This window comes from Pseudomonas neuropathica (assembly GCF_015461835.1).
Taxonomy (GTDB): Bacteria; Pseudomonadota; Gammaproteobacteria; order Pseudomonadales; family Pseudomonadaceae; genus Aquipseudomonas; species Aquipseudomonas neuropathica.
This window is the reverse complement of the sequence record NZ_JACOPX010000004.1, coordinates 354,165-366,366: the sequence shown is the minus strand read 5'-3', so window position 1 is coordinate 366,366 and position 12,202 is coordinate 354,165. Positions and strand designations below refer to the sequence as shown.

9 protein-coding genes are annotated in these 12,202 nt (G+C 59.5%); all 9 read left to right on the top strand.

The features are described from left to right. Window positions 1-3: 3 nt before the first annotated feature. The 9 genes from lpxD (at window position 4) to H8F23_RS07560 (ending at window position 12,202) form a co-directional block, all read left to right on the top strand. Window positions 4-1,059: a UDP-3-O-(3-hydroxymyristoyl)glucosamine N-acyltransferase gene (lpxD, locus tag H8F23_RS07600; protein WP_099758127.1), complete on the top strand. Its 1,056-nt coding sequence runs from the start codon at window positions 4-6 to the stop codon at window positions 1,057-1,059. A 106-nt stretch (window positions 1,060-1,165) separates the two neighbouring features. Beyond that, window positions 1,166-1,606 (top strand): 3-hydroxyacyl-ACP dehydratase FabZ, encoded by a 441-nt coding sequence (gene fabZ, locus H8F23_RS07595; RefSeq protein ID WP_003222142.1) that lies wholly within the window; start codon window positions 1,166-1,168, stop codon window positions 1,604-1,606. After that, window positions 1,603-2,379 carry an acyl-ACP--UDP-N-acetylglucosamine O-acyltransferase gene (lpxA, locus tag H8F23_RS07590; RefSeq protein WP_194933930.1) on the top strand — a complete coding sequence of 259 codons (777 nt, stop codon included), beginning with the start codon at window positions 1,603-1,605 and terminating at the stop codon, window positions 2,377-2,379. The genes fabZ and lpxA overlap by 4 nt, the downstream gene beginning before the upstream one ends. 2 nt (window positions 2,380-2,381) lie before the next feature. Continuing rightward, window positions 2,382-3,512, top strand: coding sequence for a lipid-A-disaccharide synthase (lpxB, locus tag H8F23_RS07585; protein WP_194933929.1), 1,131 nt, complete (start codon window positions 2,382-2,384; stop codon window positions 3,510-3,512). An 11-nt stretch (window positions 3,513-3,523) separates the two neighbouring features. Further along, window positions 3,524-4,150, top strand: a complete 627-nt coding sequence (gene rnhB, locus H8F23_RS07580) for a ribonuclease HII (protein WP_093436573.1) — start codon at window positions 3,524-3,526, stop codon at window positions 4,148-4,150. Between the two features lie 76 nt (window positions 4,151-4,226). Next, complete coding sequence (gene dnaE, locus H8F23_RS07575; RefSeq protein WP_038357916.1) at window positions 4,227-7,748, top strand: DNA polymerase III subunit alpha; 3,522 nt, start codon at window positions 4,227-4,229, stop codon at window positions 7,746-7,748. Between the two features lie 139 nt (window positions 7,749-7,887). Then, window positions 7,888-8,835, top strand: coding sequence for an acetyl-CoA carboxylase carboxyltransferase subunit alpha (locus H8F23_RS07570; protein ID WP_108225216.1), 948 nt, complete (start codon window positions 7,888-7,890; stop codon window positions 8,833-8,835). 132 nt (window positions 8,836-8,967) lie between these two features. Beyond that, window positions 8,968-10,296, top strand: coding sequence for a tRNA lysidine(34) synthetase TilS (tilS, locus tag H8F23_RS07565; protein WP_194933928.1), 1,329 nt, complete (start codon window positions 8,968-8,970; stop codon window positions 10,294-10,296). A 274-nt stretch (window positions 10,297-10,570) separates the two neighbouring features. Next, the gene (locus H8F23_RS07560) at window positions 10,571-12,202 is read left to right on the top strand and encodes a CTP synthase (RefSeq protein WP_093436570.1); all 1,632 of its coding nucleotides are present in this window, start codon (window positions 10,571-10,573) and stop codon (window positions 12,200-12,202) included.

Below are 12,202 nucleotides of genomic sequence, written 5' to 3'. Positions count from 1 at the left end.
CCCATGACCGTGACTATCAAGCTCGGCCAGTTGGCCGAGTTCCTCGGCGCCACCCTGCGTGGCGACCCTGAGAAGCAAATTACTGGGCTAGCCACTTTGCAAGAGGCTGGCCCAGCTCAATTGAGCTTTCTGGCAAATCCTCAATATCGCAAATACCTGACGGGCTCGCAGGCGGCAGCACTGTTGCTTAAAGAGGCCGATGCCGAAGGTTTTGCCGGTAATGCGTTGGTGGTGCCTGATCCTTACCTGGCGTACGCGCGCATCTCCCACCTGTTCGATCCGAAGCCAAAAGCCTCTGCGGGTATCCATCCGTCAGCGGTGATTGCGCCGGACGCGGTGGTTGATCCAAGCGCCAGCATCGGCCCCTTTGTGGTGATCGAAGCCGGTGCGCGGATTGGCGCGCAGGTGACACTGGGCGCACATTGCGTTGTTGGTGCCCGCAGCGAAATCGGTGAAGGCGGCTGGCTCGCCCCACGCGTGACGCTGTATCACGATGTGCGCATCGGCAAGCGTGTGGTGATTCAGTCCGGTGCCGTGCTCGGTGGTGAAGGCTTCGGCTTCGCCAATGAGAAAGGTATCTGGCAGAAAATCGCCCAGATCGGTGGCGTGACCATCGGCGACGATGTCGAGATTGGCGTGAATACCGCCATCGACCGCGGCGCTCTGGCCGATACCGTGATCGGCAATGGCGTGAAGCTCGACAACCAGATCCAGATCGCCCACAACGTCCAGGTCGGTGATCACACCGCGATGGCGGCGTGCGTGGGGATCTCCGGCAGCACCAAAATCGGCAAGCATTGCATGCTGGCCGGCGGTGTTGGCCTGGTGGGCCATATTGATATTTGCGACAACGTTTTCCTGACCGGGATGACCATGGTGACTCACTCGATTACCGAGCCGGGTGCCTATTCTTCCGGCACAGCCATGCAACCGGCGGCCGAATGGCGCAAAAGCGCGGCCCGCATCCGTCAGCTCGATGACATCGCGCGACGTTTGAAACAGCTGGAAAAGCGCGTAGGGGAAGTGACCCCTGACGGCAATGCTTCATCAGATGGCTGATACCATTTCCATATCAAGTGTGCACAGCCTCTAGACTGCCTCCTTGATTTGCTAGAGGAGTGCGCGTCAGTCGCGCTCCCAATCTTTACATAGGCTTCCCCCCGAAATGATGGACATCAACGAGATTCGCGAATACCTGCCTCACCGTTACCCGTTCCTGCTGGTGGATCGGGTGGTGGAACTGGACACTGAAGGCAAGCGCATTCGCGCCTACAAGAATGTCAGCATCAATGAGCCGTTCTTCAATGGTCACTTCCCGGCGCACCCGATCATGCCGGGCGTGCTGATCATCGAAGCGATGGCTCAGGCTGCCGGGATCCTCGGTTTCAAAATGCTTGATGTGAAGCCTGCCGACGGCACGCTGTATTACTTCGTCGGTTCCGACAAGCTGCGCTTCCGCCAGCCAGTCTTGCCGGGCGACCAGTTGATCCTCGAAGCCAAGTTCATCAGCTGCAAGCGTCAGATCTGGAAATTCGAGTGCCAGGCTTCGGTCGATGGCAAGCCGGTCTGCTCGGCTGAAATCATCTGTGCGGAACGCAAGCTATGAGTTTGATTGACCCTCGCGCAATCATCGATCCGTCGGCCGTTCTGGCTGAGGGCGTCGAGGTCGGCCCGTGGTCGATCATCGGCGCAGGTGTGGAAATCGGCGAGGGTACCGTGATCGGGCCGCATGTAATCCTCAAAGGCCCGACCCGCATCGGCAAGCACAATCGCATCTACCAGTTTTCCTCGGTAGGTGAAGACACGCCTGATCTGAAGTACAAGGGTGAAGAAACCCGCTTGGTGATCGGTGACCACAACGTCATCCGTGAAGGCGTGACCATTCACCGTGGCACCGTCCAGGACCGTTCGGAAACCACGCTGGGTGATCACAACCTGATCATGGCTTATGCCCACATCGGACATGACAGCGTTATCGGCAACCACTGCATTCTGGTCAACAACACCGCGTTGGCCGGGCATGTGCACGTGGATGACTGGGCGATCCTCTCCGGGTTCACTCTGGTGCACCAGTATTGCCACATCGGCGCCCACAGCTTTTCCGGTATGGGCACCGCCATCGGCAAGGACGTTCCTGCCTTCGTCACCGTGTTCGGCAACCCCGCCGAAGCGCGCAGCATGAACTTCGAAGGCATGCGCCGTCGTGGTTTCAGCGAGGACGCGATTCACACTCTGCGTCGCGCCTATAAAACCGTTTATCGCCAAGGTCTGACGGTTGAGCAGGCACTGGCTGAGCTGGCCGAGCCTGCTGCGCAGTTTCCGGAAGTTGCGGTGTTCCGCGATTCCATCCAGTCATCGACTCGCGGCATCACTCGCTGATCATGGCCAATCTGCGTATTGCGCTGGTGGCGGGTGAAGCTTCCGGTGACATTCTCGGTGCCGGCCTCATGCGCGCGCTCAAGGCTCAGCATCCGGCGGTCGAGTTCATCGGCGTCGGCGGTCCGTTGATGCAGGCCGAGGGCCTGACGTCCTACTTTCCCATGGAACGTTTGTCGGTCATGGGCCTGGTGGAAGTCCTTGGTCGCCTGCGCGAGCTGCTCAAGCGCCGCAAGGACCTGATCGCGACGCTGATCGCCGAGAAACCGGATGTATTCATCGGTATCGACGCGCCGGACTTCAACCTCAATATCGAACTCAAGCTGCGTCAGGCCGGGATCAAGACCGTGCATTACGTCAGCCCGTCGGTATGGGCGTGGCGGCAGAAACGGGTGCTGAAGATCCGTGAAGGCTGCGACCTGATGCTGACGCTGCTGCCGTTCGAAGCAAAATTCTACGAAGAGAAAGGCGTGCCGGTGCGGTTCGTCGGTCACACGCTGGCCGATACCATTCCGCTGGAAGCCGATCGCGCTGCGGCGCGTGCCGAACTGGGCCTGCCCGACGGCCCGCTGGTGGCGTTGATGCCCGGCAGTCGCGGCGGCGAAGTCTCCCGTCTGGGCGCGCTGTTCCTCGACACCGCCGAACGTCTGCGTGCGATGCGCCCGGGTTTGCGCTTTGTCATCCCGTGCGCCAACCCCGAACGCCGCGCGCAACTTGAAGAGCTGCTCGCCGGGCGTGATCTGCCGGTGACCTTGCTCGACGGCAAATCCCATCTGGCCCTGGCAGCGTGCAATGCCGTGTTGATTGCCTCCGGCACCGCGACCCTTGAAGCGCTGTTGTACAAGCGGCCGATGGTGGTGGCGTATCGCTTGGCGCCGTTGACGTTCTGGATCCTCAAACGCATGGTCAAGAGCCCGTACGTGTCCTTGCCGAACCTGCTGGCCCAGCGCCTGCTGGTCCCTGAATTGTTGCAGGATGATGCGACAGTCGACGCGCTGGCACAGACCCTGTCGCCACTGATCGAAGGTGGCGAAGAACAGACCCGTGGTTTCGACGAGATCCACCGCACACTGCGGCTGGATGCCTCCAATCAGGCGGCGGACGCCGTCCTTAACCTGATCGGTCAAACGCGATGAGCAAGACAAGCATGCAGATGGGCCTGGATTTCACTCTGGTCGCCGAAGTAGAAGAGCTGGTTGCCGGCGTTGATGAAGTCGGTCGCGGCCCGTTGTGCGGTGCGGTGGTGACGGCGGCGGTGATCCTCGATCCGAACCGGCCGATCCTCGGTCTCAACGACTCGAAGAAACTCACTGAGGCCAAGCGCGAAAAGCTTTACGACGAAATCATCGAAAAGTCCTTGAGCTGGTGTATTGCGCGCGCCGAAGTGGAAGAAATCGACGAGCTGAACATCTTGCACGCGACCATGCTGGCCATGCAGCGCGCGGTGGCCGGCCTGCACATTCAGCCGAAACTGGCGATGATCGACGGCAACCGCTGCCCGCAACTGCCGATGCGTGCCGAAGCGGTGGTGCAGGGCGACGGCAAGGTGCCGGCGATTGCTGCGGCGTCGATTCTGGCCAAGGTCAGCCGCGACCGCGAAATGGCTGCCTTCGAATTGATCTATCCGGGTTACGGCATCGGCGGCCATAAAGGCTACCCGACGCCCGTTCATCTGGAAGCCTTGTCGCGTCTTGGCCCGACGCCGATTCACCGGCGCTCGTTCGCCCCGGTGCGTCTGGCTTACGAAGCGCTGGAAGGTCTGACGCAGGTTTAGTCGCAAGGCTGATGTTTTGTTCGAGGCCCGGTACAATCCGGGCCTTGTTGTCTCTATGTAACTGGACAGGATCACTATGCCGGCTTCATTCGTTCATCTACGCCTGCACACTGAATACTCCCTGGTCGACGGGCTGGTGCGGATCAAGCCGCTGGTCAAGGCACTGACGGCCATGAACATGCCGGCGGTCGCAGTCACCGACCAGAACAACATGTGTTCCCTGGTCAAATTCTATAAAAACACCATGGGCGCGGGCATCAAGCCGATCTGCGGTGCCGACCTGTGGCTGTCGAACAAAGATCCGGACGCTCCGCTGAGCCGGCTCAGCCTGTTGGTGATGAATGCCAAGGGCTATCGCAACCTCACCGAGTTGATCTCGCGCGGCTTCATCGAAGGCCAGCGCAACGGCATGATCATCGTCGAGCGCGAGTGGGTAGCTGAAGCCAACGAAGGTCTGATCATGCTGTCCGCCGCCAAAGAAGGCGAGATCGGCATGGCCATGATCGGCGGCAACCCGGCTGAGGCCGAGGCTTTGGCGCGCGAATGGATGGCGGTATTCCCGGATCGTTTCTATCTGGAAATCCAGCGCACCAACCGCCCTAACGATGAAGAACAGCTGCACGGTGCTGTCGCGCTCGCTGACAAGCTCGGCGCGCCGCTGGTGGCGACCAACGATGTGCGCTTCATCAAGCAGGAAGACTTCGCCGCCCACGAAACCCGCGTGTGCATCGGTGAGGGCCGCGCCCTCGACGATCCGCGCCGCTCGAAGAATTACAGCGATCAGCAATACCTGAAAAGCGCCGAGGAAATGATCGAGCTCTTCAGCGATATTCCCGACGCGATTGAAAACACCGTCGAGATCGCCAAGCGCTGCAACATCGAAGTGAAGTTGGGCACGCACTTTTTGCCCAACTTCCCGATTCCCGATGGCATGACCATCGACGAATATTTCCGCAAAGTCTCCTTCGACGGTCTCGAAGAACGCTTGTCGGTGCTGCTGCCCAAGGACACCACCGAAGACTACGAAGCCAAGCGTCAGGTCTACGTCGACCGGCTGAATTTCGAGCTGGATATCATTATCCAGATGGGTTTCCCCGGTTACTTCCTGATCGTGATGGACTTTATCCAGTGGGCCAAGAATAACGGCGTTCCGGTAGGTCCTGGCCGGGGGTCGGGTGCCGGATCGTTGGTGGCTTATGTACAGAAGATCACCGACCTCGATCCGCTGGAATACGACCTGCTGTTCGAACGTTTCCTTAACCCGGAACGGGTCTCGATGCCCGACTTCGACGTCGACTTCTGCATGGACGGTCGTGACCGCGTGATCGATTACGTGGCCGAGAAGTACGGCCGCAACGCGGTAAGCCAGATCATCACTTTCGGTTCCATGGCGGCCAAGGCTGTGGTGCGCGATGTGGCGCGTGTGCAGGGCAAGTCCTACGGCCTGGCGGATCGTCTGTCGAAGATGATTCCGTTCGAAGTCGGCATGACCCTGGAAAAAGCCTACGAGCAGGAAGAAATCCTCCGTGACTTCATCAAGGTCGATGAAGAGGCTGCGGAAATCTGGGAGATGGCGCGCAAGCTCGAAGGCGTTGTGCGTAACGTTGGTAAACACGCCGGTGGTGTGGTTATTGCGCCGACCAAACTGACTGACTTCTCGCCAATCTATTGCGATGAAGCCGGTGACGGTCTGGTGACCCAGTTCGACAAGGACGACGTTGAAGCGGCTGGTCTGGTGAAGTTCGACTTCCTCGGTCTGCGGACTCTGACGATCATCGACTGGGCGCTGAAAACCATTAACCGCGACCGCGCCAAGGTCAACGAGCCGCCACTGGATATCGCGTTTATCCCGCTGGACGACAAACCGACGTACTCGTTGTTGCAGAAAGCTGAAACCACCGCGGTGTTCCAGCTTGAATCGCGCGGCATGAAAGAGCTGATCAAAAAGCTCAAGCCCGACTGCCTGGAAGACCTGATCGCACTGGTGGCCCTGTTCCGTCCGGGCCCGCTGCAGTCCGGCATGGTGGACGACTTCATCAACCGTAAGCACGGTCGCGCCGAACTGGCTTACCCGCATTCGGATTACCAGTACGAAGGTTTGAAGCCTGTTCTGGCACCGACTTACGGCATCATCCTGTATCAGGAACAGGTGATGCAGATTGCTCAGGTCATGGCCGGTTACACCCTCGGCGGTGCGGACATGCTCCGTCGGGCGATGGGTAAGAAAAAACCCGAGGAAATGGCCAAGCAGCGCGGCGGTTTCATTGAAGGTTGCGCGACCAACAACATCGATGCCGACCTTGCCGGTAACATTTTCGACCTGGTAGAAAAGTTCGCCGGTTACGGCTTCAACAAATCCCACTCCGCCGCCTACGGTCTGGTGTCGTACCAGACCGCGTGGCTGAAGGCTCACTACCCGGCGCCGTTCATGGCTGCGGTACTGTCGGCGGATATGCACAACACCGACAAGGTCGTGACCTTGATCGAGGAAGTGCGCACGATGAAGCTGCGCCTCGACGCGCCGGACGTGAACACTTCGGAGTTCAAGTTCACGGTGAACGACGACGGCCGCATCGTCTACGGCCTCGGCGCGATCAAAGGTGTTGGTGAAGGCCCGGTTGAGGCGATCACCGAGGCGCGTCAGGAAGGTCCGTTCAAGGATCTGTTCGACTTCTGCGCGCGTGTCGACCTCAAGCGCATCAACAAACGTACCCTCGACGGCTTGATCCGCAGCGGTGCGCTTGATCGTCTCGGGCCGTACTTCCACGACGAACAAAAAGCCTATCAGGCCAACATCGACCGCAATCGCGCCGTACTGCTGGCAGCGATGGAAGAGGCGATCAAGGCGGCCGAGCAGACTGCGCGTACCCACGACTCTGGCCACGCCGACCTGTTTGGCGGGCTGTTTGTCGAAGAAGATGCCGACGTTTATGCGTCCCATCGCAAGGCCAAGGAGCTGACCCTCAAGGAACGCCTCAAAGGTGAGAAAGACACCTTGGGTCTGTACCTGACCGGTCACCCGATTGACGAATACGAAGGCGAAATTCGCCGTTTCGCTCGTCAACGCATCATCGATCTGAAGCCGGCGCGCGATACGCAAACCGTGGCGGGGATGATCATTGCCCTGCGCGTAATGAAGAACAAGAAGGGCGACAAGATGGGCTTCATCACCCTCGACGACCGCTCGGGGCGGATCGAGGCATCGTTGTTTGCCGATGCGTTCCATTCTGCGCAGTCGTTGTTGCAGACCGACGCGATGGTGGTGGTCGAAGGTGAAGTCAGCAACGATGACTTCTCCGGCGGCCTGCGCCTGCGGGTCAAACGTGTGATGAGCATGGAAGATGCGCGCACCAATCTGGCCGAAAGCCTGCGCCTGAAGCTGCAAACCCAGGATCTGAAAGGCGATCAGCTACGCTGGTTGGGGGATTTGCTCAAGCGTCATCGCGGCGCGTGCCCGATCACCATGGAGTACACCAGTCCGGATGCGAAGACCTTGCTGCAGTTCGGTGAGACCTGGCGGATCGATCCGGCGGATGCGTTGATTCAAGCCCTGCGTGACCAGTTCGGGCGAGACAACGTCTTCCTCCAATACCGTTGACCGGCAAGCGCCATCATGGCGCTTGCCCGCAACCTGAATTTTTAATCTCGACCTCAGCGCGCCTCTCCCTTAAGGTAGGGCGCGAATAGACAACCGGCCGGCCCAAGCTCATTTGGGACACGACCCAAGACGGACGCCTATGAACCCGAATTTTCTAGATTTCGAACAGCCGATCGCCGACCTGCAAGCCAAGATCGAAGAGTTGCGCTTGGTCGGTAATGACAATTCGCTGAATATCGGCGATGAGATCTCCCGCCTGCAGGACAAGAGCAAAACGCTGACCGAAGACATCTTCGGCAAGCTGACCAGCTGGCAGATCGCACGTCTGGCGCGTCACCCGAAACGCCCGTACACCCTCGATTACATCGAGCACATCTTCACCGAGTTCGACGAACTGCACGGCGACCGTCACTTCTCTGACGACGCGGCCATCGTTGGCGGTATCGCCCGTCTGGAAGACCAGCCGGTGATGATCATCGGTCACCAGAAGGGTCGTGAAGTCCGCGAGAAGGTGCGCCGTAACTTCGGCATGCCGCGTCCGGAAGGCTACCGCAAGGCTTGCCGTCTGATGGAAATGGCCGAACGTTTCAAGATGCCGATCCTGACCTTTATCGACACCCCGGGTGCTTACCCGGGTATCGACGCTGAAGAGCGTAACCAGAGCGAAGCGATCGCTTGGAACCTGCGCGTGATGTCGCGCCTGAAGACCCCGATCATCGCCACCGTTATCGGTGAGGGTGGTTCCGGTGGTGCGCTGGCCATCGGCGTCTGCGATCAGTTGAACATGCTGCAATACTCGACCTACGCGGTAATCTCGCCGGAAGGTTGCGCTTCGATTCTGTGGAAAACCGCCGAAAAAGCGCCGGATGCTGCTGAAGCAATGGGCATCACTGCCGAGCGTCTGAAAGGCCTCGGTATCGTCGACAAGGTGATCAGCGAGCCTCTGGGCGGCGCCCACCGTGATCCGGCAGCTGCCGCTGCGTCGATCCGTGCCGAGCTGAGCTCGCAACTGGCGATGCTGAAGAAGTTTGATAACGAAGCGTTGCTGAAGCGCCGTTATGATCGACTGATGAGCTACGGTCTCTAAGTTGAACGCAATACCCCTGTAGGAGTGAGCCTGCTCGCGATGAGGGCGTAACATTCAACCAATGTGTTGGCTGTCACACCGCTATCGCGAGCAGGCTCACTCCTACATTTGTTTTGGGGCAAAGAGTTAAATATGGGTCGGTCCATGATTGATTTGCCTTCACGGTTTTTGCGCAACCTTGAGCCGTGGCGCAGCGCCGCTCATTGGCGGATTGCGTTTTCCGGTGGTCTCGATTCCACCGTCCTGCTGCACCTGCTTGCCGATCTGGCAAAAACCGAATCCATCCCCGCGCTAAGCGCAATCCATATCCATCACGGCCTTCAGGCTGCGGCTGATGCGTGGCCGCAACACTGCCAGTCTGTCTGCGATGCGCTGGGGGTGCCGTTGCTGATTGAACGGGTGAGGGTGCAACCGGGTGCAAGTCTGGAGCGGGCGGCGCGGAATGCGCGATACGCCGTGTTCAGTGCGCTGACGCAAGCCAATGACATGTTGCTCACTGGCCAGCATCGTGATGATCAGGCGGAAACACTGCTGTTCCGGCTGCTGCGTGGAGCGGGAGTGCGTGGATTGTCGGGAATGCCGCAGCAAAGGCCAGTGGGGCAGGGCACGCTGATTCGCCCGTTGCTGGATGTCACTCGCGCCGAGTTGGAACGTTACGCACAGGCTCACTCGTTAAGCTGGATCGAAGACCCGTCAAATCAGGATCGGCAGTTTTCGCGCAATTACCTGCGCCATCAGGTCATGCCGGTGCTGAGCGAGCGCTGGCCGCAAGCGCAGGCGAACATGGCCCGCAGCGCCGCGCATCTGCGTGAGGCGCAGGGGCTGCTCGATGAGTTGGCGCAGATTGATCTGGCTCAAGCCGCCACCGCTCATGAATTCGAATGGCTGGGATTGTCATCGCTGGAGCTGGCGCCACTCGCCGCACTGTCCGCCGCGCGCCAACGGAACGCGATCAGCCATTGGCTTGAACCCTTCACACAATTGCCTGACACCGACCATTGGTCGGGTTGGACGGATCTCTGTGATGCCGCTCCCGATGCTTCCCCTATCTGGCGTCTGGCAGATGGCGAACTGCACCGCAGCGCCGGGCGCCTGTGGTGGCTCAGCGGCGGCTGGTTGCACACGCCAGTGATCGGCGCCGAGTGGCAGAGCCCGGCGTCAGCGCTACGCTTGGCGGATAACGGACATGTCACGTTCAGCGGGCAGACTCCCGTCGGGCCTTTGCGCATTGCCTATCGTCAGGGCGGTGAAGTCATGCAGCTGGCGGATCGCGGCCACCGTGACCTCAAGCGCCTGCTCAATGAGCGCGCGGTGCCGGGCTTCGTCCGTGGCAGATTGCCGCTGCTGTTTCGCGGCGATGAATTGCTCGCGGTGGCGAACCTGCCGGGACTTGATGGTCATGCACAGGACGGCTGGAAATTGCATTGGCTGCCAACAGACGAAGATCAAGGTTTGAGCTGAAAGGAGCATTCCGGTAGACTACGCTCCCTTCTTGATACAACTTCTGTGGATTCGCCTGAATTGCAGGAGTTGCCGATTACCAAGCAGTCTTTGCTGGGCGATTCCAAAAAATGTGTAGCGAGCAACGTACCGGTGTTTCACCTGCCGGTCTGTCCCAACGCGGCGGTTTTTTTGAAAGGTGCACTGTGATTAATGCAGGTGATCGGGGGCTTCGGCCTTCCTTCGCTTTCCCCGGCGGCTCGTACCGCTTTAACGCAGACTTCTAGGGTTTTTCATGACGCGCTACATATTCGTCACGGGCGGTGTTGTTTCTTCATTGGGGAAAGGCATTGCATCGGCTTCATTGGCAGCCATCCTGGAGGCGCGGGGACTTAAGGTCACCATGCTGAAGCTGGATCCGTACATCAACGTCGATCCGGGCACCATGAGCCCGTTCCAGCACGGTGAAGTGTTCGTCACTCACGACGGCGCCGAGACCGACCTGGACCTGGGGCACTACGAGCGGTTCATCCGCACGACCATGACCCAGAACAACAACTTCACCACCGGCCGTGTCTACGAGCACGTGCTGCGCAAAGAGCGCCGTGGTGACTACCTGGGTGCAACCATCCAGGTGATCCCGCACATCACCGACGAAATCAAGCGCCGCATCATCAAGGGTGCCGGTGACGCTGACGTGGCGATGGTTGAAATCGGTGGCACCGTCGGTGACATCGAGTCGCAACCGTTCCTCGAAGCCATCCGTCAACTGCGTTTCGAAGTCGGCGCCAAGCGCGCGATGCTGATGCACCTGACACTGGTGCCGTACATCGCCACCGCTGGCGAGACCAAAACCAAGCCAACCCAGCACTCGGTAAAAGAACTGCGTTCGATCGGCCTGCAGCCAGACGTGCTGGTGTGCCGTTCCGATCACCCGATCGACATCTCGTCGCGTCGCAAGATCGCTCAGTTCACCAACGTTGAAGAACGTGCGGTGATCGCGCTGGAAGACGCCGACACCATCTACAAGATCCCGGGCATCCTGCACTCGCAGGGTCTGGACGATTTCGTCGTTGAGCGTTTCGGCCTGCAATGCGGCAGCGCAGATCTGTCCGAGTGGGACGCAGTGGTTGACGCCAAGCTGAACCCGGAACATGAAGTGACCATCGCCATGGTCGGCAAGTACATGGAGCTGCTGGACGCCTACAAGTCGCTGATCGAAGCGATGAGTCACGCCGGCATCAGCAACCGCACCAAGGTCAACCTGCGTTACATCGATTCCGAAGACATCGAAAACCAGGGCACTGCGCTGCTCGAAGGTGTTGACGCGATCCTCGTACCGGGCGGCTTCGGTCTGCGTGGCGTGGAAGGCAAGATCACTGCCGTTCAGTACGCTCGCGAAAACAAGGTTCCGTACCTGGGTATCTGCCTGGGCATGCAAGTGGCGGTCATCGAGTTCGCCCGTAACGTGATGGGCTGGAAAGACGCCAACTCCACCGAGTTCGATCGCGCCAGCGGTCATCCGGTGGTCGGTCTGATCACCGAGTGGGAAGACGCGACCGGTGCTGTTGAAGTACGTACCGAATCGTCCGACCTGGGCGGCACCATGCGCCTTGGCGCTCAGGACTGCCTGCTTGAAGCCGGTTCCAAGGTCCACGACTGCTACGGCAAGGACGTGATCGTCGAGCGTCACCGTCACCGTTACGAAGTGAACAACAACCTGCTGCCACAGCTGATCGAAGCTGGCCTGAAAATCTCCGGTCGCTCCGCTGATGCGGCGCTGGTTGAAGTGGTTGAAGCGGCCGATCACCCATGGTTCGTCGCTTGCCAGTTCCACCCTGAGTTCACCTCGACACCACGTGATGGCCATCCGCTGTTCAGCGGTTTTGTCAAAGCAGCGTTGGCTCAACACCAGAAGAAGGCGTAA

Coding starts and splice junctions, on each gene's coding strand:
- lpxD (WP_099758127.1), top strand. CDS start 4: ATGACCGTGACTATCAAGCTCGGCCAGTTGGCCGAGTTCCTCGGCGCC.
- fabZ (WP_003222142.1), top strand. CDS start 1,166: ATGATGGACATCAACGAGATTCGCGAATACCTGCCTCACCGTTACCCG.
- lpxA (WP_194933930.1), top strand. CDS start 1,603: ATGAGTTTGATTGACCCTCGCGCAATCATCGATCCGTCGGCCGTTCTG.
- lpxB (WP_194933929.1), top strand. CDS start 2,382: ATGGCCAATCTGCGTATTGCGCTGGTGGCGGGTGAAGCTTCCGGTGAC.
- rnhB (WP_093436573.1), top strand. CDS start 3,524: ATGCAGATGGGCCTGGATTTCACTCTGGTCGCCGAAGTAGAAGAGCTG.
- dnaE (WP_038357916.1), top strand. CDS start 4,227: ATGCCGGCTTCATTCGTTCATCTACGCCTGCACACTGAATACTCCCTG.
- H8F23_RS07570 (WP_108225216.1), top strand. CDS start 7,888: ATGAACCCGAATTTTCTAGATTTCGAACAGCCGATCGCCGACCTGCAA.
- tilS (WP_194933928.1), top strand. CDS start 8,968: ATGGGTCGGTCCATGATTGATTTGCCTTCACGGTTTTTGCGCAACCTT.
- H8F23_RS07560 (WP_093436570.1), top strand. CDS start 10,571: ATGACGCGCTACATATTCGTCACGGGCGGTGTTGTTTCTTCATTGGGG.